At 69.7% G+C, this 24148-nt stretch carries 18 protein-coding genes; 15 read left to right on the forward strand and 3 right to left on the reverse strand.

The features are described from left to right. Nucleotides 1–79 precede the first annotated feature (79 nt). From purL to FKV25_RS14660, 14 genes are all read left to right on the forward strand, one after another. Nucleotides 80–4117 (forward strand): phosphoribosylformylglycinamidine synthase, encoded by a 4038-nt coding sequence (gene purL / locus FKV25_RS14595; RefSeq protein WP_141519523.1) that lies wholly within the window; start codon nucleotides 80–82, stop codon nucleotides 4115–4117. A gap of 1404 nt (nucleotides 4118–5521) precedes the next feature. Beyond that, complete coding sequence (gspE, locus tag FKV25_RS14600) at nucleotides 5522–7213, forward strand: type II secretion system ATPase GspE (protein ID WP_425462640.1); 1692 nt, start codon at nucleotides 5522–5524, stop codon at nucleotides 7211–7213. Between the two features lie 117 nt (nucleotides 7214–7330). After that, nucleotides 7331–8548, forward strand: a complete 1218-nt coding sequence (xpsF, locus tag FKV25_RS14605; protein WP_141519555.1) for a type II secretion system protein XpsF — start codon at nucleotides 7331–7333, stop codon at nucleotides 8546–8548. 191 nt (nucleotides 8549–8739) lie between these two features. Then, entirely contained in the window at nucleotides 8740–9174 is a 435-nt protein-coding gene (gspG, locus tag FKV25_RS14610) for a type II secretion system major pseudopilin GspG (RefSeq protein WP_141519524.1), read from the forward strand. 23 nt (nucleotides 9175–9197) lie between these two features. After that, nucleotides 9198–9689, forward strand: coding sequence for a type II secretion system protein XpsH (xpsH, locus tag FKV25_RS14615; RefSeq protein WP_141519525.1), 492 nt, complete (start codon nucleotides 9198–9200; stop codon nucleotides 9687–9689). Next, complete coding sequence (xpsI, locus tag FKV25_RS14620) at nucleotides 9686–10129, forward strand: type II secretion system protein XpsI (RefSeq protein WP_141519526.1); 444 nt, start codon at nucleotides 9686–9688, stop codon at nucleotides 10127–10129. The genes xpsH and xpsI overlap by 4 nt, the downstream gene beginning before the upstream one ends. Further along, the gene (locus tag FKV25_RS14625) at nucleotides 10126–10785 is read left to right on the forward strand and encodes a prepilin-type N-terminal cleavage/methylation domain-containing protein (RefSeq protein WP_141519527.1); all 660 of its coding nucleotides are present in this window, start codon (nucleotides 10126–10128) and stop codon (nucleotides 10783–10785) included. Before xpsI ends, FKV25_RS14625 begins: the two co-directional genes overlap by 4 nt. After that, nucleotides 10785–11690: a type II secretion system minor pseudopilin gene (locus tag FKV25_RS14630; RefSeq protein WP_141519528.1), complete on the forward strand. Its 906-nt coding sequence runs from the start codon at nucleotides 10785–10787 to the stop codon at nucleotides 11688–11690. Before FKV25_RS14625 ends, FKV25_RS14630 begins: the two co-directional genes overlap by 1 nt. 143 nt (nucleotides 11691–11833) lie before the next feature. Continuing rightward, nucleotides 11834–12916, forward strand: coding sequence for a PilN domain-containing protein (locus tag FKV25_RS14635; protein WP_246072110.1), 1083 nt, complete (start codon nucleotides 11834–11836; stop codon nucleotides 12914–12916). Beyond that, nucleotides 12903–13520: a type II secretion system protein GspM gene (gene gspM, locus FKV25_RS14640; RefSeq protein ID WP_141519530.1), complete on the forward strand. Its 618-nt coding sequence runs from the start codon at nucleotides 12903–12905 to the stop codon at nucleotides 13518–13520. Before FKV25_RS14635 ends, gspM begins: the two co-directional genes overlap by 14 nt. Next, complete coding sequence (locus FKV25_RS14645) at nucleotides 13507–14310, forward strand: hypothetical protein (RefSeq protein WP_141519531.1); 804 nt, start codon at nucleotides 13507–13509, stop codon at nucleotides 14308–14310. The genes gspM and FKV25_RS14645 overlap by 14 nt, the downstream gene beginning before the upstream one ends. Nucleotides 14311–14359: 49 nt before the next feature. After that, nucleotides 14360–16594: a type II secretion system secretin GspD gene (gene gspD / locus FKV25_RS14650; RefSeq protein ID WP_425462639.1), complete on the forward strand. Its 2235-nt coding sequence runs from the start codon at nucleotides 14360–14362 to the stop codon at nucleotides 16592–16594. A gap of 36 nt (nucleotides 16595–16630) precedes the next feature. Beyond that, a complete protein-coding gene (locus tag FKV25_RS14655; protein ID WP_141519533.1) occupies nucleotides 16631–17515 on the forward strand; it encodes a glycosyltransferase family 2 protein in 885 nt (294 codons plus the stop codon). Beyond that, the gene (locus tag FKV25_RS14660) at nucleotides 17512–18381 is read left to right on the forward strand and encodes a glycosyltransferase family 2 protein (protein ID WP_141519534.1); all 870 of its coding nucleotides are present in this window, start codon (nucleotides 17512–17514) and stop codon (nucleotides 18379–18381) included. Before FKV25_RS14655 ends, FKV25_RS14660 begins: the two co-directional genes overlap by 4 nt. Before the next feature lie 947 nt (nucleotides 18382–19328). On the opposite strand, the gene pyrF is transcribed toward FKV25_RS14660, so the two are convergent. The 3 genes from pyrF to ettA all read right to left on the reverse strand — a co-directional run bounded on the left by pyrF (nucleotide 19329) and on the right by ettA (nucleotide 22626). After that, complete coding sequence (pyrF, locus tag FKV25_RS14665; protein ID WP_141519535.1) at nucleotides 19329–20147, reverse strand: orotidine-5'-phosphate decarboxylase; 819 nt, start codon at nucleotides 20145–20147, stop codon at nucleotides 19329–19331. 16 nt (nucleotides 20148–20163) lie between these two features. Then, complete coding sequence (gene map, locus FKV25_RS14670; RefSeq protein ID WP_141519536.1) at nucleotides 20164–20901, reverse strand: type I methionyl aminopeptidase; 738 nt, start codon at nucleotides 20899–20901, stop codon at nucleotides 20164–20166. A gap of 63 nt (nucleotides 20902–20964) precedes the next feature. Beyond that, nucleotides 20965–22626 carry an energy-dependent translational throttle protein EttA gene (ettA, locus tag FKV25_RS14675; RefSeq protein WP_141519537.1) on the reverse strand — a complete coding sequence of 554 codons (1662 nt, stop codon included), beginning with the start codon at nucleotides 22624–22626 and terminating at the stop codon, nucleotides 20965–20967. A 193-nt stretch (nucleotides 22627–22819) separates the two neighbouring features. Here ettA and glyA point away from each other — a divergent pair, with 193 nt between their 5' ends. Further along, a complete protein-coding gene (glyA, locus tag FKV25_RS14680; protein ID WP_141519538.1) occupies nucleotides 22820–24073 on the forward strand; it encodes a serine hydroxymethyltransferase in 1254 nt (417 codons plus the stop codon). Nucleotides 24074–24148: the final 75 nt, after the last annotated feature.

Below are 24148 nucleotides of genomic sequence, written 5' to 3' on the forward strand. Positions count from 1 at the left end.
GGCCGTTCAGCCCCCCGCTCGGCGCGGAGGCGGGGGCTTGGGTACAATCTGCGCCCCGACGCAGCACGGTTCCCCGGACATGATCGTCCTCGAGGGCCCCCAGGCCCTGTCCTCGTTCCGCCGCGAACGCCTCCAAGCCCGCCTCCAGGCCGTCCATCCCGAACTCCGCCTGCTGGGCGCGTGGCCGGTCTACTGGGTCCAGCCCGAGGCCGGTGCCGATCCCGACCTCGACACGCTCTGCCGCATCCTCCAGGCCGGTCGCCAGGCCCAGCCGCTGGCCGAAGGCGCGACGGCGCGCTTCGTGACGCCGCGCCTGGGCACGCTCTCGCCTTGGTCCAGCAAGGCCACCGAACTGCTTCACGGCGCCGAGCTGCCGGTCCAGCGCGTGGAACGCGGCCTGCGTTACGACCTGGCCGGCTGGCCCGTGGACGCGGACACCCGCGCCGCGGTGGCGCGGGCGCTGTACGATCCGATGACCCAGTCGCTGCTGGAGACGCGCGAGGCCGGCGAGGCGCTGTTCACCGCGCCCGGCCGGGGCGAGCTGGAGCGGATCCACCTGGCCACCATGGACGCGGCCAACGCGCGCCTGGGCCTGGCGCTGGCCGACGACGAGATCGCCTACCTGCGCGAGCGCTACGGCGTCCTCGACCGCGAGCCCTCGGACGTCGAGCTGATGATGTTCGCGCAGGCCAATTCCGAGCACTGCCGGCACAAGATCTTCAACGCCTCGTGGACCATCGACGGTCGCGAGATGTCGTCCAATGGCGGCCCCGCGTCGCTGTTCCGGATGATCAAGAACACCCACGCCCACACCCCCGAGCACACCCTGTCGGCCTACAGCGACAACGCGGCGGTGGTGGCCGGCTACATGAGCGCCCGTTTCCGTCCGGATCCGGCCACGGGCGGCTACGTCACCGAGCCCGAGGCAGAGTCGGCCTTCTGCATCAAGGTCGAGACCCATAACCACCCGACCGCGATCGCCCCGTTCCCCGGCGCGAGCACCGGCAACGGCGGCGAGATCCGCGACGAGGGCGCGACCGGGCGCGGCGGCAAGCCCAAGGCGGGCCTGTGCGGCTTCAGCGTCTCGCACCTTCGCATCCCCACCCTGCCGCAGCCCTGGGAGCGCCCGCGCGCGCTGAACCCGCGCATGGCGCCGGCCCTGGACATCATGCTCGAGGGCCCGATCGGCGCGGCTGCGTTCAACAACGAGTTCGGACGCCCGAACCTCGCCGGCTACTTCCGCAGCTTCGAGCTCGACGAAGGCCAGGTCGACGGCACCGCGCTGACGCGCGCCTACGACAAGCCGATCATGCTGGCCGGCGGGCTCGGCGCGATCGACCGCGTCCAGGTCGAGAAGCACGGCCTGGCCCCGGGCCACGCGGTGATCGTGCTGGGCGGTCCGGCGATGCTGATCGGCCTGGGCGGCGGCGCCGCCAGTTCGGTCGCCTCCGGCACCAGTTCCGAAGACCTGGATTTCGCCAGCGTGCAGCGCGACAACCCGGAAATGGAGCGCCGCTGCCAGGAAGTGATCGACCGCTGCGTCGCCCTGGGCGAGGCCAATCCGATCTCGAGCGCGCACGACGTCGGCGCCGGCGGCCTGTCCAACGCGATCCCCGAGCTGCTGCACGACTCCAGCGTCGGCGGCGTCATCGACCTCGACAAGGTGCCCAGCGACGACCCCTCGCTGAGCCCGATGCAGCTGTGGTGCAACGAATCGCAGGAGCGGTATGTGCTGGGCCTGCCGGCCGACCGCGTGGCCGAGTTCGCGGCGATCTGCGAGCGCGAGCGCTGTCCCTTCGCGGTCGTCGGCCATGCGACCGCGGAAGAGCGCCTGGTGGTGGGCCATGGCGCCACGGTCGATAACGCCGGCGAAGCCGGCCGCGACTGGGCGATCGACCTGCCGATGGACGTGCTGTTCGGCAAGGCGCCGAAGATGCACCGCGACACCACCCGGCCGGCCGACGCGCCTTGGCCGTCGCTGGACTGGAGCGGCCTGGACCTGCGCGAGGCGGCGCTGCGCATCCTGTCCCACCCCACGGTGGCCTCGAAGAACTTCCTGGTCACCATCGGCGACCGCACCGTCGGCGGCCTGACCGCGCGCGACCAGATGGTCGGCCCCTGGCAGCTGCCGCTGGCCGACTGCGCGATCACCCTGGCCGGCTTCGACAGCCACGTTGGCGAGGCGATGTCGATCGGCGAGCGCACGCCGCTGGCGCTGCTCGATGCCCCGGCGGCGGCGCGCATGGCGGTCGGCGAAGCGATCACCAACCTCTGCGCGGCACCGGTGGAAGCGCTCAACCGCATCAAGCTCTCGGCCAACTGGATGGCCGCGGCCTCCCACGACGGCGAGGATGCCCGCCTGTTCGACGCGGTGCGCGCGGTCGGCATGGAACTGTGCCCCGAACTCGAACTGAGCATCCCCGTCGGCAAGGACTCGTTGTCGATGCAGGCCCAATGGGACGTGATGGGTGATTCGCAAGCAGTGATTGGCGGGCAGGGCGCTGGCGCGGTGCCTGCGAATCCCGAATCACGAATCACCAACCATAAGAGCGTCTCCCCGGTCTCGCTGATCGTCAGCGCGTTCGCGCCGGTGCTCGACGTGCGCGCGCAGCTGACGCCCGTCATGGATCGCGAGGAGGAGTCGGAGCTGTGGCTGATCGGCCTGGGTGCCGGCAAGCAGCGCCTGGGCGGCTCGGTCCTGGCGCAATGCCATCCCGATGCCACCCTCGCGGGCCCGCATGGCGAGGACTTGCCGGCCTTCGCCGGGCAGCCGTCCGAGGACGGCCGCCGCAACGCGGGCGTGCCCGACCTGGACAATCCGCAGCGTTTGCGCGACTTCTTCGAACTGATCCGCGAAGCGCGCGAGGCCGGCCTGCTCAAGGCCTACCACGACCGCTCCGATGGCGGCGCCTTCGCAACCCTGTGCGAGATGGCGTTCTGCTCGCGGCTGGGCCTGGACATCAACCTCGACGGCTGGGGCGACGATGCCTTCCGCACGCTCTTCAACGAAGAGCTGGGGGCGGTGGTCCAGATCGCCAGCGAGGACCGCGCGGCGTTCGCCGACCTGGTCGCGCGACACGGCCTGATCGATTGTGCGCAACGCATCGCGCGCCCGACCACGGCGCCGGTGGTGCGCGTGTACGAGGACGGCGACACCCTGGCCGAATGGCGCTGGGACGAGCTGTTCGACGCCTGGTGGTCGACCACCCACGCCATGCAGCGACTGCGCGACAACCCCGAGTGCGCCGACCAGGAGCGTGACGAGGCGCGCCAGTTCGCCGCGCCGGGGCTGAAGCCCAAGCTTGCCTTCGATCCGGCCGAGGACGTCGCCGCGCCCTTCGTCAACACCGGCGCGCGGCCGCGGGTGGCCATCCTGCGCGAGCAGGGCGTCAACGGCCAGGTGGAAATGGCGCGCGCCTTCGACCGCGCGGGTTTCCAGGCCTTCGACGTCCACATGAGCGACCTGATCGGTGGCCGCTTCACGCTCGACGACTTCACCGGCCTGGCCGCCTGCGGTGGCTTCAGCTACGGCGACGTGCTCGGCGCCGGCCGCGGCTGGGCGACGTCGGTCCTGGAGCGGCCCGCCCTTCGCGATGCGTTCGCCGCCTTCTTCGCGCGCCAGGAGACATTCGCCCTGGGCGTGTGCAACGGCTGCCAGATGCTCAGCCAGCTCAAGCCGATCATTCCCGGGGCCGGTCACTGGCCGGAGTTCCTGCGCAACGCCAGCGAGCAGTACGAAGCGCGCCTGGCCCAGGTCGAGGTCCTGGAGTCACCGTCGGTCCTGCTGCGCGGCATGGCCGGTTCCCGGCTGCCGGTCGTGGTCGCCCACGGCGAGGGGCGTGCCGCCTTCGGCGACGCGCTCGATCCCGCGGCGGTGCCGGTGGCGCTGCGCTTCGTCGACGGCAATGGCGAGGTGGCCCATCGCTACCCGCTCAACCCCAACGGGTCGCCCGCCGGCATCACCGGCCTGAGCAGCGACGACGGCCGCGTCACGATCATGATGCCGCACCCCGAGCGGACCCTGCTGAGCGCCAACCTCAGCTGGGCGCCGCGCGACTGGGGCGTCGATTCGCCCTGGCTGCGGATGTTCCGCAACGCGCGGGTGTTCGTCGGCTGACTATTGCGCCGGAGATGACACACTGTCTGCCGAGGGGTCGGTCGAGAATATGAACCGGAACTCGACCTCCTCGCCACCCAGGTTCCTTTGTGATTCAAGAAAGCTGTAGGTGGGTGCCTTAGAGCTTCCGGAGAACAATTCATACCAGCGGGCGTACGCATCGGGGTTCCGGGTGCGTAGTGCACCCATGCAAAGGCTCAGTCCACACGCAAAATCGCTCACGGACAACTCCGAAGTGAGCGCGCGATCAACTGCGTTTCGATATAGCCAGGTCACGTCCTGTGCGTCTGTGTCCCTGCTCGTGTCGCGGACCATCGCTTCCATGACATCGTCGAACCGATCCGTTTGCAGCGTTGCCCCGGCCGATTCGACAGAAATGCTATCTCCTACTAGCAGTCCTGATTCCGCGTTCAGGTAGGGGTGTTCGACGGGTCTGCTCCCCGATGCGTCGAAGTCAGCGCTGCTGGAGCCGGAGAAAGTGGGCGGCGGAGTCTGATCGGCGAGTCCGACACTGCGCGACATACCCGCTCCGGGTTCCCCCGCGTCGTTCTGATGTGCGTTTTCAGCCAACGTGCCGTTCCCATGCTTCTCGACTTCAGAGCACGAAGGAACAATCGTTGCAACAATGAATGCTAGCGCCAGCGCGCCGAGTCCATGTCGAGGCATTCTCGATAACTCCAGGCCGTCAGGGGTTCAAGAACCCACCCGCCCGCGATGGGGGGTGGGTCCAACTGCTTCACTCGGGCTGGGTGGGAACCTCCGGAGGAGGCGGATAACTGATCTTTACCCGTCCCCCGCAGCAGTCCCTGACGCCATAGCGCCCGTTCGTTATCGTGACGCTACAACTGTTCGTGCACGTGTGTACCAAGCCGTTCACGGTTACCGATTCTTCCGCGGAAGCGGAGAATGCCAACAGGGTGACACCTACAGCCACGAAATAGCTTCTTGCTTTAGACACTATCCTGATCTCCTTGTCATGTGGCGTCTTTCGAACGCATATCCATTCTTCAAGGATCGTTTCCTGAAGAAGAATCCACGCTCGTCCACTAGTCTCTGGCTCCCGAGGGGGTAGTCAACTGGACGACGCATCGAGCTCGGTTCCCGCTAAAGGCGCGGAAGGAAAGTAAAGTCTCGCGGGAGGCGGTGTTTGAGTGGCCAATTTGTGATGCGTATCGCGGTCTGCTGCGACCGGCGGCGGCCGGATTATCCGTTCTCTCCTGATAGAGTCAGGTCCCGTCCGGCGGCGTGGCATGCGTGTCCGGATGGCCCTGCGGGCCGCGCGCGCCTTGTGCGGCGCGGTCCTTGGAGAGAAGCGTGAACGCACCCAGCGAAGAGGCAGACCCCGAAGGTATGGATACCGCGACATCCGGCAACCCGGCAGGCGGCGACGGCGCCACCGCCACGGTGGCCGCCAGCGTCGACGAGCGCATCGTCGAGGCCCTGGTGCAGAAGGGGCGCCTGAAGGACGCCGACCTCGTGCGTGCGCGCCGCCTGCAGGAGGAGACCGGCGGCAGCCTGTTGTCCCTGCTGGGCCGCCTGGGCCTGGTCTCCGAGCGCGACCACGCCGAGACCGTGTCCGCGGTCACCGGCCTGTCGCTGGTGGCGGCCAAGGACGCCCCGGACCTGCCGCCGGAGGACGTCGCGCTCAGCGTGAAGTTCATGAAGCAGTTCCATGTCTGCCCGCGCAACGTCACCGCGCATGCGGTGGAGTTGCTGATGGCCGACCCGCACGATGCCTATTGCGTGGATGCGGTGCGCCTGGCGCTGCAGCGGCCGCTGATCCTCAAGGTGGGCCTGCGCTCGGAGATCGATGCCCTCATCGAACGCTGGTATGGCCAGGGCCGCAGCGCGATGGGTGCGATCGTCGAGACCGCCGAAGGCGAGGGCAGCGGCGACCTGGACGATGTCGAGCACCTGCGCGACCTCGCGTCCGAGGCGCCGGTGATCCGGCTGGTCAACCTGGTGATCCAGCGCGCCGTCGAACTGCGCGCCTCCGACATCCATATCGAACCCTTCGAGAACCGCCTGAAGGTGCGCTATCGCGTCGACGGCGTGCTGCAGGAGGGCGAAAGCCCGCCGCCCAACCTCACCGCCGCGGTGATCAGCCGCATCAAGATCATGGCCAAGCTGAACATCGCCGAGCGCCGCCTGCCGCAGGACGGCCGGATCATGCTGCGCGTGCAGGGCAAGGAACTCGACCTGCGCGTGAGCACCGTGCCCACCGCGCATGGCGAGAGCGTCGTCATGCGCCTGCTCGACCGCGAGACGGTGGTGTTCGACTTCAAGAAGCTGGGCTTCACCGACCACTTCCTGCCGCAGTTCCAGAAGGTGCTCGACCAGCCTCACGGAATCCTGCTGGTGACCGGCCCCACCGGTTCGGGCAAGACCACCACGCTCTATACCGCGCTGAGCAAGCTCAACACGCCCGACGTCAAGATCATCACCGTCGAGGACCCCGTCGAATACCAGATCGAAGGGATCAACCAGATCCAGGCCAAGCCGCAGATCGGGCTGGACTTCGCCCAGGCCCTGCGCTCGATCGTCCGCCAGGACCCTGACATCATCATGATCGGCGAGATGCGCGACCTGGAGACCTGCCGCATCGCGATCCAGTCGGCGCTGACCGGCCACCTGGTGCTCTCGACCCTGCACACCAACAACGCCGCCGGCGGCATCACCCGCCTGCTCGACATGGGCGTGGAGGATTACCTGCTCACGTCCACGATCAACGGCATCCTCGCCCAGCGCCTGGTGCGGCGCCTGGAGCAGCGGCATGCCGAGAAGTACCTGGCCAGCGTCGAGGAGATCGAGAAGTTCGACCTGCGGCGCTACCAGCCCGAGGGCGACATCCACCTGTACCGGCCCCGACCTTCGGCGGTGTCGCCGACCGGCTACTCGGGCCGCACCACCATCATGGAATTCCTGGTCATGAACGACGCCCTGCGGCGCGCGGTGATGCGTCATGCGGGCATGGGCGAGCTGGAACAGATCGCCCGCGAGGCGGGCATGCGCACCATGTACGAGGACGGCATCGCCAAGGCCCTGGCGGGCGAGACGACGATCGAGGAAGTGTTGCGGGTGACCGAAGATGCGTGAGTACGGCCCGGCCATGGCGAAAGGGAAACGCGACATCGGCGGCCCCCGCCCTGACGTTCATGCCAGGCGTTCGTGTTCGTCCCGGTTCCCGATGCCCGGTTTCCGGCGCTGCCGCTGATGGCCCTGTTCTCCTACAAGGCACTCAACGCGCGCGGCGAGATGCTGGAGGGCCAGATGGAAGCCGCCAGTCGCGACGAGGTCGCGCTGCGTTTGCAGGAGCAGGGCCACCTGCCGGTGGAGGCGCGACCGGCCAGCGAGGGCGGCGGCGGCTCCCTGCTCAAGGGCCTGCTCAAGCCCCGGAGCTTCTCCGGCGAGCGCCTTGTCCAGTTCACCCAGCAGTTGTCCACGCTGCTGGGTGCCGGCCAGCCCCTGGACCGCGCACTGAGCATTCTGCTGGAGCTGCCCGAGGACGAGGCCGCCAAGCGTACGCTCACCGACGTGCGCGACGCGGTGCGCGGCGGCACCTCGCTGTCGACGGCGCTCGAGCGCCAGCACGGGACCTTCTCGCGCCTGTACATCAACATGGTGCGCGCCGGCGAGGCCGGCGGCAGCATGCAGGAGACCCTCGCGCGCCTGGCCGATTACCTCGAGCGCAGCCGCGCGCTGCAGGGCCGCGTCGTCAACGCGCTGATCTATCCCGCGATCCTGCTGGTGATGGTCGGACTGAGCCTGCTGTTCCTGCTCGGCTACGTCGTGCCGCAGTTCGCGCAGATGTACGAGAACCTCGACGCCGAGCTGCCCCTGTTCACCCAGGTCGTGCTGGGCGTCGGCCTCTTCGTGCGCGACTGGTGGATCGTGCTGCTGGTGGTGCCCGCGCTGGCGCTGTGGTGGTTCGACCGCAAGCGCCGCGACCCGGTGTTCCGCGAGGCCCTGGACGGTTGGCTGCTGCGCCGGCGCTTCGCCGGCTCGCTGGTGGCCAAGGTCGAGACCGCGCGACTGGCACGCACCCTCGGCACCCTGGTGCGCAACGGCGTGCCGCTGATGGCCGCGCTGGGCATCGGTCGCAACGTGATGAACAACCGCGTGCTGGCCGACGACGTCGAGAAGGCCGCCGCCGACGTCAAGAACGGCGTGTCGCTGTCGGTGGCGCTCTCCAAGGGCAAGCGCTTTCCCCGGCTGGCGCTGCAGATGATCCAGGTCGGCGAGGAGTCGGGCGCACTCGACACCATGCTGGTCAAGACCGCCGAAACCTTCGAGCACCAGACCTCGCTGGCGCTGGACCGCATGCTCGCCGCGCTGGTGCCGCTGGTGACCGTGGTCCTGGCGGGCGTCGTCGGGATGGTGGTGCTGGCGGTGCTGACACCGCTGTACGACCTCACCAATGCCATCGGGTGATCGCGCCCGGATGCGTTACGACAATCTGAACGCGCGTCACGCGACGGACGGACGGGGGCGGCGGCAAGCGGCCAAGTGCGGTACACATCGAGGGACGTTCCATTCCGTCCTTGACGCCTGCCCACCGCCATCGACGCATTGATAGACCGCTTCACTTCGAACGACTTACGAACAACACGAGGATGCCTGCCATGACCCATCGACGTTCACTGACCCGTTCCCCGTCCCCGGCCCGACAGGCCGGCATGAGCCTGATCGAGATCATCATCGTCATCGTGCTGATCGGTGCGGTGCTGACCTTCGTCGGCAGCCGCGTACTGGGCGGCGCGGACCGCGCCAAGGCCAACCTGGCCAAGTCGCAGGTCACCACGCTGGCGCAGAAGGTGGAGTCCTTCCAGATGGACACCGGGCGCCTCCCCGGCAGCCTGGACGAGCTGGTCACCGATCCGGGCAATGCCCCCGGCTGGCTCGGGCCCTACGCAAAGGCGCAGGAACTCAACGATCCGTGGGGCCACCCCGTCGAATACCGCACCCCCGGCGAGAGCGGCCCCTTCGACCTGGTGATCCTGGGCAAGGACGGCAAGGCCGGTGGCACCAGCGTCGACGGCGACGTGCGCTACGAATAAGCGACGCGACCGATCGCACCCTGATGCGCATGGCCTGCCACTCCCGGGCCCGCCCGGCGTCGGCGGCCCGCCAGCATGGCGTTTCGCTGATCGAGATGCTGCTGGTGGTCGCCCTGTTCGCGATCGCCAGCCTGCTGGCCGCGGCGGTGCTCACCGGCGGCATCAAGGGCATGCAACTGCGATCGGCGGCCAAGGAAGTGGCCGCCCAGTTGCGCTACACGCGCGCCCAGGCGCTGGCGACCGGCGAGGCGCAGCGCTTCGTGATCGATCCGCGCGCCCACACCTGGGAAGCGCCGAACGGCCGCCATGGCGAGATCCCCGAGGACGTCGCGATCCATTTCACCGGCGCGCGCCAGGCCCAGCCCGCCGACGGGCTCGGCGCGGTGATGTTCTTCAAGGACGGCGCGGCGACCGGCGGCCGGGTGGCCCTCAGCGTCGACAACGCGGCCTGGCACATCGACATCGCCTGGCTGACCGGCGAGATCCGCATGCGGCGCGCCGAGGTCGGGCCATGAGCCGCGCGCTGCGTCGTCCCCCGCACCGGCAGGGCGGCTACACGCTGATCGAGGTCATCGTCGCCTTCGCCCTGCTGGCGCTGGCGCTGGGGCTCCTGCTGGGCACCCTCTCGGGGGCGACGCGGCAGGTGCGCTGGTCGGGCGATGCGGGCCGGGCGGCCCTGCATGCGCAATCGCTGATCGACCAGATGGGCATCGCCGCGCCGATCCGCGCGGGCCGCGACGACGGTGACTTCGAAGACGGTCGCTACCGCTGGACCATGGAAATCACCCCCTGGGAGGACCCGGACGTGCCGCCCGATGCGCCGCCATCGAACAACACCGGCAACCGCCTCTACGAGATCGCGCTGGCGGTGGAGTGGGGCGAGGGCGGTTCTGGCGAGCACCTGCGGCTGCGCACCCTGCGCCTGGTGCAGGGCGGGCTGGAGGACGTGCCGTGAGCCGCGTCGCGCATCGACGTGCCGGGGGCTTCACCCTGATCGAGGTCCTGCTGGCGACCGTGCTGCTCGCCGCCGGCCTGGCGCTGGCATTCGCGACACTGACCGCGGCCACCCGTACCGTGGACCGCGGCGAGGCGATGGCACAGCGCGGGGAGCGCGAGCGCGCGGTGCTGGGCTTCCTGCGCAAGCGCATCGCCGCCGCGCGTCCGGTGGCCTTCGGCGTGGACGAACAGACCACCCTGCCGATGCGCTTCGTCGGCCAGCCCGACCGCATGGCCTTCGTGGCCGACCTGCCGGATTACCTGGGGCAGGGTGGCCCGTACCTGCATGCCTTCAGCATCGAAGGCAATGGCGAGGACAAGCGCGTGGTGCTGGACCTGCAGGTGGTGCAGGCCGGGCAGGCCTACGAGGACCTGCAGCCGCGACCGCCGGAACTGCTGGTCGGCGAACTGGCCGACGCCCGGTTCCGCTACCGCGCGCTGGACGGCAACGGCGAACTGACGCCCTGGCTGGATCGCTGGGAGACCAGCGAGCAGTTGCCGCTCCTGGTCGAGGTCAGCCTGGTCGACGCCAACGGCCGTCCCTGGCCGACCCTGGTGGTGGCGCTGCCGCAGGCCGGCAACCTGGCCGGCGGCGCATTCGTGGGTGGGCTGTGATGCCGGGCCGGCATCCGCATCCGCTTGCAACCCGCGCGCGCGGTGCTGCGCTGCTGCTGGTGCTGTGGCTGATCACGCTGCTCACCGCCCTGGTGGGCGGCTTCGCCCTGGCGGCGAAGGTCGAGGCGATGCAGGGCCGCGTGCTGGTCAGCGGGCTGGTCGCCGAGAACGCGGCGCGCGCCGGCATCGAGTACGCGATGACCCGGGTCGATCTCAACGACCCCAGGCGCCAGTGGCGACCCGATGGCCAGGGCCATGCCTGGCAATACGGCGGCGCCGAGATCGAGGTGAAGATCGTCGACGAGAACGGCAAGGTCGACCTCAACCAGGCCGATGCCGGCCTGCTCACCCGCCTGCTGCAGGCGCTGGGCAGCGACCCGCAGGAGGCCGCGCGGCTTGCCTCGGCGATCATCGACTGGCGGGACCTGGACATCCTGACCCAGGTCGCCGGCGGCGCGGAGGATCCGGACTATGCCTCCGCCGGGCGTCCCTACGGGGCCAAGGACGGCGAGTTCGAAAGCGTCGCGGAGCTTGAGCAGGTACTGGGCTTCACGCCGGAGATTTATGCGCGAATTGAGCCTCACGTCACGGTTTTCAGCGGCCTCGCCCGGCCGGAGGCTGCGTTTGCTTCATCACAGGTATTGACCGCGATGGGCATGGACGGCGAAGCGATCATCGAACAGCGCCGCCAGCTCGACCCGGTGACCGGCCTGCCGGTGGGCACCACCCCCGACGGCTTGTCGCTCGTGGGCAGCCGGAGCGGAACGTATAGTATCGACAGTCGCGCGCGGCTGACGGATGGCCGCGAAACGGTGGTGCGCGCGGTGATCCGGGCAGGGGGGAGCGCCGTGCCGGGCATGGCCTACACCGTGTTGCGCTGGGAGGAGGGAGTTTCACCGCGATGACAGGACTGCGAGACCGCCTTGGGCCGATCAGGGCCCGGCTATGGCCGGGTGCGGGCCGTTTTCTGGACTGGTGGGCCCGGGGCCTGGCGGCCTGGCTGCCGGCGACGATGCGGCGTGCACTGGGTGTTGGCCGCGGCCGCCTGATGCTCCAGGCTGCCGCCGGGGAGATCGTGCTGGCGCGTCACCAGGATGATGCCCTGCGCGAACTGGGCCGCATTCCCGCGCAGGCGCCCGCGCCGGCCGTTTCGGCACCGTCCATGCCGGGCGAGACCGACCCGCTGGGCCGCCTGTTGGCGCCGCGTCTGGCCGAACTCCCCCGCTGGCTGCTGCTGCCCGCGTCGAGTTGCCTGCGCCGCCACCTCGTCCTGCCGGCCGCCGCCGCGGACCGCCTGCGCGACGTCGTCGGCTTCGAAGTGGACCGGCAGACACCGTTCGACCTCGCGGACGTCGCCTATGACGCGCGCCTGCTCGGCCGGCGCGAGCGAGATGGCCAGCTCGAGGTCGAGCTGGTGGTGGTGCCGCGCAAGGCGCTGGCACCGCAAATGGAGGCCTTGGGCGCGCTCGCGGACGGGTTGGCGGGCATCGACGTGGCCGGCGAAGACGGCCGGCCGATCGGGGTCAACCTGCTCTCGCCGGACCAGCGTCGCCAGCAACGCGATCCCTGGCGGGTGTGGAACTGGGGACTGGCGACCCTCGCGGTGCTCGCCACCGGCCTGATGCTCTGGCAGCTGCTGCAGAACCGCCGTGCCGCCGCAGAGGCCTTCGAGGCCCGGATCGCCGAACAGGCGGCCGCCGGGCGCCAGGCGGCCGAAAAGCGACAGAGGCTCGTGTCGCTGATCGAAGGCCAGGCCTTCCTCGACGCGACCCGTGCCGAGCGCCCGACCTCGGTCGAGGTGATCGACGAGCTTACCCGCCGCCTGCCCGACAACACCTATCTGGAGAAGTTGTCGCTGGAAGACCAGCGCATGATGCTGATCGGACTGAGCAGCGAAGCGCCGGCATTGATCAGTCGCCTGCAGGGCGCGCCCTACTGGCGTTCGCCCGCGCTGGCGGGCGCGCTGCAGCCCGATCCCACCAGTGGCCGCGACCGCTTCACCCTGACCGCCGAGCTGGCCAATGCCACGCCGCCGGCGGGCTCCCCGCCGACGAACGCGCCGACCGCGCCGCCGGCCCCGGTCCCGGTCCCGGCTCCGCCGACGCAGGAGGCCACCGATGACGCCGGATAAGCGCGATCGCTGGCTGGCCCTGGGCCTGCTGGTCGGCCTGTGCGTGCTGGCCTATTTCGTCCTCATCCACCCCTGGTGGACGGTGCCGATGATGGAGGTCGAGCAGCGCATCGAGACCCTGCAGCAGCGCGAGCTGCGCCTGCGGATGCAGCTCGAGCAGGAGCCGCAGGTCGACGCGCGCCTGGCCGAGCTCACCGAACTGCAGGCGAGCCACCCGGGCTTCATGACCGAGTCCAACCCCGAGCTGGCGACCGCCGCGCTCATCCAGCGCCTGGAACGCGTGGTCAGCGATGCCAGTCCGGGCAACCGCAGCTGCGGCATCGTCAACCGCTCGCCGCTGGAGCCCAGCAACCGCGAGCCCTACACCCGCGTCACCGTGCAGGTGCGCCTGAGCTGCGGTAGCCGCGAGACCGCGGCGGTACTGCACGCGCTGGAAAGCGGCTCGCCGCGCCTGTTCATCGGCAACCTCAACATCCTCGTCCAGCGCCGATATTTCGCCCCCGGTACCGGCGGCGATACCGGTGAAGGCGGGCAGGACGTCACCTTCGATCTCTATGGCTACCTGGTGCCGGCGGGCAAGGGAGGCATCGATGCGCCTCGATAACGCCGGCCCTCGGACCTGGCTGCTGGGCGCCGTCGCCGGCTGGGCGGTGATCGCCCTCCTGCTGGCGATCGTCGGCATGGGCGGTCGCGTCGTGCCGGTCGAGGCCGGCGACGACATGCGACAACCGCTGCCGCCTGTCCCCCGTACGACGGCGCGCGCGCTGGGCCCCATGGAGCAGTACGCCGAGATCTCCACGCGCCCGCTCTTCAGCAGCGACCGCAAGCCGCGTCCGTTCACGCTGCGCAACGACGAGGAAGGCAAGGGCGAGGACACGAGCTTCGATTACGTCCTGACCAGCGTGCTCATCACCCCACGGCTGAAGATGGCGATCATCCAGCCGGCTGATGGCAGCGAGTCGGTGCGGGTCAAGCTGGACGAGGCGCCCGAGTCCCATCCGGCCTGGCGCCTGGTCGAGCTGGCCGCACGCTCGGCCGTGTTCGAAGGCCCCGAAGGCCGGAGGAGCATGGAATTGCGCGTGTTCGATGGCGAGGGTGGCACCGCCCCCACCGCGATGACCCCGCCGGGCGGCACGCCGCCGGACGGCCTGCCCGAGCCGCCGCGCGATCCGCCTGCCGGCGAAGTCGCCGACGCCGATGGCGGAAACCCCGAGGCCGACGCCAAGCCGGCGATGACGCCGGAATCGCAGATGGAAGCGATCCGCCAGCGCATCCAGGCGCGCCGCGCGGCGCTGCGCGAGCAGTCCGAGAACCGCCAGACCCCGCCCCGACAGCCGATGCCCCCGGATCCGCCGTCGTCCCCGCCACCCAACCCGCCCGCCGAGAGCCGGTAGAGTGTCCGCAATGAATCCATGCCCCGAGCTTCGCGACCCGTCTGTCGCCGTGTCCACCGCCCCCTCCCGTGCCGTGCCCGTGGGCGCGCGCGTCCGCGGCGCGACCCGGCAACTGCTGCTCGCCACGGCGATCGTCGCCGTGCTCAATGCCTGCGCGTCGTCGCCCGTGCCGCGGATGAGCCGCGAAGGCGACATGCGTGCGCAGACGGCAAGTCCGCAGTCCGCCGCGCCCGGCACCGTCGCCGGTGTCGAGGCCGAGCCGCTGGATGACGCCGAGGGCGGCCCGAAGCCGCAGATCCGGCGCGGCAGCGGCCAGGTCATCAACCAGGCCGCGGCGGCGGCACCGCCCCCCAACCTCGGCGGCACCACGGGCGAGGCGACGTTCAACTTCGAAGGCGAATCGCTGCATGCGGTCGTCAAGGCCATCCTCGGCGACATGCTCGGCCAGAACTACGTCATCGCGCCCGGCGTCCAGGGCACGGTGACCCTGGCCACGCCCAAGGCGGTCAGCCCGGCCAATGCGATGAGCCTGCTGGAGATGGTGCTAGGGTGGAACAATGCGCGCATGGTCTACGCCGACGGCCGCTACAACATCGTGCCGGCCGACCAGGCGGTGCCGGGCAACGTCGCCCCGCGCACCGGCAGTGCGACCACCGCGCGCGGCTTCGAGGTGCGCGCGGTGCCGCTGCGCTACATCTCGGCGGAGGAAATGAAGAAGGTCCTGGAGCCCTACGCGCGCCCCAACGCGATCGTCTCCACCGACCCGGCGCGCAACGTCATCAGCATCGCCGGCACCCGGGCGGAGCTGGAGAACTACCTGCGCACCATCCAGATCTTCGACGTCGACTGGCTCTCGGGCATGTCGGTGGGCGTGTTCCCGATCCAGTCCGGCAAGGCCAGCGAGGTGGTCGCGGACCTTGAGAAAGTGTTCGGCGAGCAGAGCAACTCGCCGGTGGCGGGCATGTTCCGCTTCATGCCGCTGGACGGCGCCAACGCCGTGCTGGTGATCACCCCGCAGGCCGAGTACCTGGACGACATCCAGGCCTGGCTCGAGCGCATCGACAGCGCCGGCGGCGACATGCGCCTGTTCACCTACGAGCTCAAGTACATCGATGCCGGCGAACTGGCCGAGCGCCTGTCGGAGGTGTTCGGCAACAGCAGCCGGGGCGGTGGCCGCAGCGGCGGCGCGCCGTCGCTGATGCCGGGCCTGGACCCGGTGGAGCTGCAGTCCACCGACAGCGGCAGCGTCGCCAACATCGGCGGCAAGGGCGGTGGCAGCGAGGGTGGCAGCGACATCGGCGGCATGTCGCTGGACCAGCGCCAGGGCGGCGGCAACGGCAGCGTCACCCTCGAGGTCGAGGGCGCGCAGGTCGGGGTGTCGGCGGTGGCCGAGACCAACTCGCTGCTGGTGCGCGGCTCGCCCGCGGCCTGGAAGTCGATCAAGGACGTGATCGAGCGGCTCGACGTGATGCCCATGCAGGTGCACATCGAGGCGCAGATCGCGACGGTGACGCTTTCGGGCGAACTCAGCTATGGCGTGAACTGGTATTTCGAGCAGGCGGTGAATGCATCGGTCGACAGTGGCGGTGCCGGCCTGCCGAGCGCACTCGGGCGCGGGATCTGGGGCGACCTCGCCGGCAAGGTCGCCAATACCGGCCTCGGCTGGACGTTCCTGGGCACCAACGCGGCGGCGGTGATCAGCGCCCTGGACGAAGTCACCGACGTGCAGATGCTGCAGTCGCCGTCCTTGTTCGTGCGCAACAACACCGAAGCGACCTTCAACGTTGGCGCGCGCATCCCGATCTCCTCGGTGACGGTCAATCCGAATGTCGGCGTCGGCGATACCATCAGCCAGGTCCAGTACCTGGAGACCGGTACCATCCTCAAGGTCCGCCCGCGCATCACCAAGGACGGCATGGTCTTCCTCGACATCGTGCAGGAGATCAGCGCGCCGGGTGACACCCCCGACGCCAATGGCAACGTGCGCATCGACACCCGCAAGCTGAAGACCCAGGCCGCCGTCCAGAGTGGCGAGACCGTCCTGCTCGCGGGCCTCATCAGCGAAGGTACCCAGCGCGGCTCCAGCGGCCTGCCGGGCCTGAGCCGGATCCCGGTCATCGGCGGCCTGTTCGGGCGGCAGACGTCCAGCTCGGGGCGCGAGGAGACGATCATCCTGATCACGCCGAAGATCGTGCGCAATCCGCAGGAAGCCCGTAGCCTGACCGACGAATATGGACGCCGTTTCCGAGCGCTGGAGCCGCTCAACCGCACGCCCAAGCCCTGATGCCCGAACGCCCCGTCCGTCGCCACGGACCCGAACATGGCTGACTCGCCCATCGTCGTCGTGCCCGTGGGGGCCGACGACGTCGCGCTCGATGCGTGCCTTGGCGCGCTGGAGGCGCATACGCCCGCCGATACGCGGGTGTGGCTCGCCGACGACGCCCAGGTCGGGCCGCGAGGCTATGCGGTGATCGAGCGCTGGATGGCCGACACCGCCCTGCAGGCCGACTACACGCGGCGCCAGCGCAGCATCGGCGAGGTCGCCCACCTGGACGAAGTCCTGGCCGCCTGCGGCGATGCCGACGTGGTGGTGCTCGCCGCGGACGTGCGTCCCACCGCCGGCTGGCTGCCGCGCCTGCAGGCCTGCCTGCACGCCGACGGCGCGGTGGCCACCGCCACGCCCTGGTGCAACGCCGGCGAAGCCGCGGCCTGGCCGCGCATCGGCGAAATCAATCCGCTCGCCCACGAGCCCGCCAGCCTGTCGCGCGCCGCCGGTGCGATGCCGGCGCTGTGCCCGGAATTGCCGGCGGCCATCGCCCACGCGGTCCTCCTGCGCGGCAGCGCGCGCAGTCGCGCCGGCGGGCTCGACACCAGCAGCTACGGCGCCTGGTACGCGGCCCTGATCGATCTTTCGCTCCGGCTGGCCGGGCTGGGCTGGCGCAACGTCCTGTGCGACCAGGCCTTCGTGCTGCGCGATCGCGAGGGCCTGGCCTTCGACGGCGACATGGAGCGCCTCGCGGTGCGGTGGCCCGGCTGGCACGCGCGGTTGGCCAACTTCCTCATGCACGATCCCCTGCGAGGGCCGCGCGCCCGGCTCGAGGCCCTGCTCGCCGAGCTCGGCCCACCGGACCCGCAACGCGATCTGTTCTGGGACGCCCACGAAGCTTCGCCCACCGGCGGGGCGACCGGGAGCGGCGCGCCATGAGCCGACCCTCGCCCGAAGCCGGGATCGCGGCGGTGGTGGTGACCTACCGCAGCCTCGAGACCATCGACGAATGCCTGCAGCGCCTGCGCCGGGCCGATGGCGTGGTGGAAATCCGCGTCGTCGACAACGGCTCCGACGATGGCACCGTCGACATCCTCCAGCGCCATGCATTGCAGGACCCGCGCGTGCGTTTCATCGCCAACCCCGACAACCCCGGCTTCGCGGTCGCCTGCAACCAGGGCGCGGCCGACAGCCACGAGCCCTGGCTGGCCTTCGTCAATCCCGATTGCCTGCCCGAAGCCGACGCCCTTGCGCGCCTGCGCGCGCTGGCCTCGACCCTGCACGAGCCGCTGCTGGGCGCGGACCTGGTGGACGAGGCGGGCATCCGCGATGCCGCCGCGCGCCGCCACGACCCGGATTTCGCGGCGATGCTGCGGGGCCTGCTCAGCGGCCAGGGCCTGCGCAGCACCGCGCACGCCATGGCGCTGGCGCCGGACGACGGCGTGGCGCTGCAACCGGTCGAGGTGGTGTCCGGCGCCCTGATGCTGATGCCGCGGTCGCTGTTCGAACGCATCGGCGGTTTCGACGAACGCTACCGCCTGCACGCCGAGGACCTGGACCTGTGCCGCCGCGCGCGCGCGGCAGGCGCCACCCTGGCCGTGGCCAACCGCGTCAGCGTGGTGCACGTACGCGGGGTGTCCAGTCGCAGCCGGCCGGTCTTCGTCGAGTGGCACAAGCACCGCGGCCTGTGGCGCTACTTCAGGACCTTCGAGGCCCCGCGCCGCGGCCTGGCGATGCGCGCGGCCGTCTTCGCGACCATCTGGCTGCGCTTCCCCGTCGCGGTGTTGCGCGCGCTGCTGCGCTGAAACGACGTCGCGGCGGGCTCGATGGGAGGCGCCCCGTATCGCACCACGCGCAGACGATGGGTTTCGCTTCGCTCTACCCATCCTACGGCTACCGTGCGGGAACGACGGGCAAGCACGTCCCGTCATCCCAGCGAACGCGGGGATCCAGCCTTTGCGGCGGGTCTTCAGCTTTGGCGGGGTCAATAGGCACGCCGCATCGCGGCACCACGCGCCGACGATGGGTTTCGCTTTGCTCTACCCATCCTACGGTTACGGTGCGGGAACGACGGGCAAGCACGTCCTGTCATCCCAGCGAACGCTGGGATCCAGCCTTTGCGCCGGGTCTTCGCTTTGGCGGGGTCAAGAGGCACACCGCATCGCGGCACCACCCGCCGACGATGGGTTTCGCTTCGCTCTACCCATCCTACGGCTACGGTGCGGGAACGACGGGCAAGCACGTCCTGTCATCCCAGCGAACGCTGGGATCGAGCCTTTGCGCGGGGTCTTCACTTTGGCGGGGTCAAGAGGCGCGCCGCATCGCGGCGCCACCCGCGGACGATGGGTTTCGCTTCGCTCTACCCATCCTACGGTTACGGTGCGGGAGCGACGGGCAAGCACCTCTTGTCATCCCAGCGAACGCTGGGATCCAGCCTTTGCGCGGGGTCTTCGCTTTGGCGGGGTCGAGAGGCGCGCCGCATCGCGGCGCCACGCGCCGACGATGGGTTTCGCTTTGCTCTACCCATCCTACGGTTACGGTGCGGGAACGACGGGCAAGCACGTCCCGCCATCCCAGCGAACGCTGGGATCCAGCTTTTGCGGCGGGTCTTCGCTTTGGCGGGGTCGAGAGGCGCGCCGCATCGCGGCACCACGCGCGGACGATGGGTTTCGCTTCGCTCTACCCATCCTGCGGCGACATGGGCCTATTGTTCCGCTCGACCTGGCCTGCGATCGCGTGGGGGTGCGGGCGCCTATCGGCGATGCGCGTTCAGGGTCTCGCGCAGGTCCAGGGCGGCCTGGGCAGCCGCTTCGGCGTAGTCGTCGCCATTGGACGCATACAGCACCGCGCGCGAGCTGCTGACGATCAGGCCGGTGCCTTCGGCATTGCGTGCATGGGTGACCACCGCCGCGGCGTCGCCGCCCTGGGCGCCGACGCCGGGGACCAGGAACGGGATGTCGTCGCCGACGATCGCACGCACCTCGCGCAGTTGTCCGGGCCAGGTCGCGCCCACCACCAGGGCGCAGTTGCCATGGTCGTTCCAGTCGCGGGCGACCGTCTCGGCCACGTGCTGGTAAAGCGGTCGGCCTTCGACCATGAGGTCCTGCAGGTCGCCGGCGCCCGGGTTGGAGGTCCGGCACAGGATCACCACGCCCTTGTCGGCGTGGTCGAGGAACGGCTGCACCGAGTCGCGGCCCAGGTAGGGGTTCACGGTGACGGCGTCGGCGCCATGGCGGACGAAGGCTTCGTCGGCGTAGTGCCGGGCCGTGCTGCCGATGTCGCCGCGCTTGCTGTCCAGGATCACGGGAATCCCGGGGTGGTGGGCATGCACGTGCGCGATCAGGCGCGACAGCGCGTCTTCCGCACCGAGGGCGGCGAAATGCGCGATCTGGGGCTTGAAGCAGCAGACATGCTCGGCGGTGGCATCGACGATGTCGCGGCAGAAGTGGAACACCGCGTCGTCGTCGCCCGCGAAGCGCGCCGGGAAGCGCGAAGGCTCCGGGTCCAGGCCGACGCAGACCAGCGAGTCGGCCTGCTGCCAACGGGTGCGGAGGGATTGCATGAAGCTCATCGCGGGGCTCCGGGTCTCAGGTCACCACGATCGGTGCGTCGCGCGTGACGATCACGGTGTGTTCGAACTGCGCGGCATGGCCGCGCGGGCAGACCATCGACCAGCCGTCATCGGCCTCGACGGTCCGGGTGCAGTGGGTGGCGAGGAAGGGCTCGACGGTGATCACCATGCCGTCGTGCAGGCGGCGCGCGTCGCGCGGATCGTAGTATCCCGGGATGGTGCCGGGCGCCTCGTGCAGGGCGCGTCCCACGCCATGGCTGCCGAGGTCGCGGATGACCCGGAAACCACGACGCGCGGCCACTGCCTCGACCGTGCGGCCGATGCTGCTGATCAGGTTCCCGGCACGCAACTGCGCGACGGCACTGTCGCGGGCCTCGCGGGCGGCATCGAGCAGTCGCTGTTGGCCGGCGCTCGCCGTGCCGACCACGAAGCTGGCGCCGGTATCGGCGAAATAGCCATCGAGTTCCGCGGAGACGTCGATATTGACCAGGTCGCCCTCGCGCAGCACGGTCCCGTCGGGGATGCCGTTGGCCGCCACCCGGTTGATGCTGATGCAGGTCGTGCCCGGGAAGCCATAGGTCAGCGCCGGGGCCGACCGGGCGCCGGCCGCCTGCATGCGCGTCGCGGCGAGCGCGTCGAGGTCGCGCGAGACCATGCCCACCACGGCCGCGTCGCGCATCTGCGAGAGGATGCCCGAGACCAGGGCACCGGCACGCCGGAGTCCGTCGATGTCGCCCTGGTGTTCGATGGTCATGCCGTCGTCCTCCCCCGGCCCGCCGGCCCGCGGTGGGCCGGGGGCTCGTATCGATCCCCGCGCTTACTTCAGCGCCTTGAAGCGCAGGCGGTGCGGGCCTGCGTCGTCGCCCAGGCGGCGCTTCTTGTCCTCTTCGTACTCGCGGTAGTTGCCCTGGAAGAACTCCACGTGCGAGTCGCCCTCGAACGCCAGGATGTGCGTGGCGATGCGGTCCAGGAACCAGCGGTCATGGCTGATCACGAACGTGTTGCCCGGGAACTCCAGCAGGGCATCCTCGAGCGCGCGCAGGGTCTCGATGTCGAGGTCGTTGGACGGTTCGTCGAGCAGCAGCACGTTGCCGCCCTGGAGCAGGGTCTTGGCCATGTGCAGGCGGCCGCGTTCGCCGCCCGAGAGCGTGCCCACCAGCTTCTGCTGGTCCTGGCCCTTGAAGTTGAAGCGGCCGATGTAGGCGCGCGACTGGATCTCGATGCCGTTGATGTTGAGGATGTCCAGGCCGCCGGAGACTTCCTGGAAGACGTTGTGGTTGCCCTCCAGCTTGTCGCGGCTCTGGTCGACGTAGGCCAGCTGAACGGTCGGGCCGGTGACGATCTCGCCGGAATCGGGCTTTTCCTGGCCGGTAATCATCTTGAACAGCGTCGACTTGCCGGCGCCGTTGGGGCCGATGATGCCGACGATCGCGCCCGGCGGCACGATGAAGCTCAGGTCATCGATCAGCAGGCGATCGCCGAACTTCTTGCTGACGTTCTTGAACTCGATCACCGAGTTGCCCAGGCGCTCGCCCGGCGGGATGAAGATCTCGTTCGTCTCGTTGCGCTTCTGGTAGTCGACCGACTGCAGCTCTTCCAGGCGGCCCAGGCGCGCCTTGCCCTTGCTGCGGCCGCCCTTGGCGTTCTGCCGCGACCATTCCAGTTCCTTGGCGATCGCCTTCTGGCGGGCCTTTTCCTGGTTCTCTTCCTGCTTCAGGCGGGCTTCCTTCTGCACCAGCCACTCGGTGTAGTTGCCCTTCCACGGGATGCCGCGGCCGCGATCGAGTTCGAGGATCCACTCCGCGGCGTTGTCGAGGAAGTAGCGGTCATGGGTGACCGCCACGACGGTGCCGGTGTAGCGCGCCAGGAACTGCTCCAGCCACTCGACCGACTCGGCATCGAGGTGGTTGGTCGGCTCGTCGAGCAGCAGCATGTCCGGCTTCTGCAGCAGCAGGCGGCACAGCGCCACGCGGCGCTTCTCGCCGCCGGACAGGTTGCCGATCACCGCGTCCCACGGCGGCAGGCGCAGGGCATCGGCGGCGACCTCGAGCTGCTGCTCGAGCAGGTGCGCGTCGCCCGAGGCCAGGATCGCCTCCAGGCGCTCCTGCTCCTTGGCCAGCGCGTCGAAGTCCGCGCCTTCCTCGGCGTAGGCGTCGTAGACCTTGTCCAGCGCGGCCTGGGCCTGGAGGACCTCGCCCACGCCTTCCTCGACCGCCTCGCGGACGGTCTTGGCCGGGTCGAGCTCCGGCTCCTGGGCCAGGTAGCCGACCTTGGTGCCGGGCTGCGGGCGCGCTTCGCCGCTGAAGTCGGTGTCCACGCCGGCCATGATCCTGAGCACCGTCGACTTGCCGGCGCCATTGAGGCCCAGCAGGCCGATCTTCGCGCCCGGGAAGAAGGACAGGGAGATGTCCTTGATGATCTGGCGCTTCGGCGGCACGATCTTGCTGACGCCGTTCATGGTGTAGATGTATTGCGACATGGGGGTTCTCGGCTCCGCGTGCGGACGGCGGCCGGCTGCTGGGGCAGGGCCGCGGTGATTCGGTCAGATGACCGCCGATTATCCCGCAAGCCCCCCGGCGGCGCCAGCGGGGCGGGGCCCGGGGCCGCGCTGCCGTTCAAGTTTGGCGTAGACTCCGAAGTCCCCTCCCACCCCGTCCATGACCGGAGTAGCAATGTTCCCGCGCGATGCCCGTATCGAAGGATTTGACCCCGAACTCGCCCAGGCGATCGCCGACGAGGCGCGGCGCCAGGAAGACCACGTCGAGCTGATCGCCAGCGAGAACTACGCCAGTCCGATGGTGATGGAAGCGCAGGGCAGCGTGCTGACCAACAAGTACGCCGAGGGCTACCCGGGCAAGCGCTACTACGGCGGTTGCGAGCACGTCGACGTCGCCGAGCAGCTGGCGATCGACCGCCTGAAGGCGCTGTTCGGTGCAGACTACGCCAACGTGCAGCCGCACTCGGGCAGCCAGGCCAACCAGGCCGTGTACCTGGCGCTGCTGCAGCCCGGCGACACCATCCTGGGCATGTCGCTCGCCCACGGCGGCCACCTGACCCACGGCGCCAAGGTCAACATCAGCGGCAAGCTGTTCAACGCCGTCCAGTACGGGGTCGACGACAACGGCCTGATCGACTACGACGACGTCGAGCGCCTCGCGCTGGAGCACAAGCCGAAGATGCTCGTGGGCGGCTTCTCGGCCTACTCGCAGAAGATCGACTGGGCCCGTTTCCGCGCGATCGCCGACAAGGTCGGCGCGCTGCTGTTCGTGGACATGGCGCATGTCGCCGGCCTGGTCGCCGCCGGGGTCTACCCGAACCCGCTGCCGCACGCGCACGTGGTGACCTCGACCACCCACAAGACCCTGCGCGGCCCGCGCGGCGGCATCATCGTCGCCAAGGATCCGTCCGAAGACCTGGTCAAGAAGCTGCAGAGCATCGTCTTCCCGGGCATCCAGGGCGGCCCGCTGATGCACGTGATCGCCGCCAAGGCGGTCGCCTTCAAGGAGGCTCTGGACCCGGCGTTCAAGACCTACCAGGCACAGGTGGTGAAGAACGCGCAGGCAATGGCCGGCGTCATCATCGAACGGGGTTACAAGATCGTCTCCGGCGGCACCGAGAACCACCTCATGCTGATCGACATGATCGGCAAGGGCGTGACCGGCAAGACCGCCGAGGCCGCGCTGGGCAAGGCCCACATCACCGTCAACAAGAACGCCGTGCCCAACGACCCGCAGAAGCCTTTCGTGACCTCCGGCCTGCGCATCGGCACCCCCGCGGTCACCACCCGCGGCTACCAGGAGGCCGACTGCGTGGAACTGGCCCACTGGATCTGCGACGTGCTCGACGCCCCCGAGGACGAGGGCGTGATCGCCGCGGTGCGCGAGAAGGTCACCGCGCAGTGCCGCCGCTTCCCGGTGTATGGCTGAGGGCCGGTGATTCGTGATAAGTGAGGGGTGATGGGCGAGCGCCCGTCACCGTTCCCGTCCTGGCAATCACGAATC

Origin of the sequence: Marilutibacter aestuarii (assembly GCF_006546775.1) — a bacterium.
Taxonomy (GTDB): Bacteria; Pseudomonadota; Gammaproteobacteria; order Xanthomonadales; family Xanthomonadaceae; genus Marilutibacter; species Marilutibacter aestuarii.